Raw genomic sequence first — 329 nt, 5'->3', positions numbered from 1 at the left:
GCGTCTGCCTAATCAGACCCATCTGAGCGATAGTTCTGTGATAAGAAACGTCATACGCTAGACCAGACATATACAGTTCCTGCATGTCCTTATCAGACTCAAGAGACTTCAATGCCTCAAAGTACTCATAGGTAACATCAATCACCCCAACAGCACTCACTGACTTATACTGATCATCAGTCAACTGACCTGGCGCTCGGTGATAGAGTTGTATTAGCGTTTCAAACACCACCTTGTGATGCATTTTTAGGTACTCTTCTGAGCCCACACCCATTTCATTGAAGTTCTCACAACCATCACAGATTTTCAGATACTGCTCACCCAAGATA

The 329-nt window shown here is 43.8% G+C and carries 1 protein-coding gene; it reads right to left on the bottom strand.

Going from position 1 to position 329, the window contains the following annotated elements:
* On the bottom strand, window positions 1-329 hold a 329-nt coding region (locus tag AB4585_RS24510), incomplete at both ends, for a hypothetical protein (protein ID WP_372171357.1).

Source organism: Vibrio sp. 10N.222.49.C9 (assembly GCF_041474985.1).
Classification (GTDB): Bacteria; Pseudomonadota; Gammaproteobacteria; order Enterobacterales; family Vibrionaceae; genus Vibrio; species Vibrio crassostreae_C.
The sequence above is the reverse complement of the archived record's forward strand: the minus strand, read 5'-3'. Positions and strand labels throughout refer to the sequence as shown.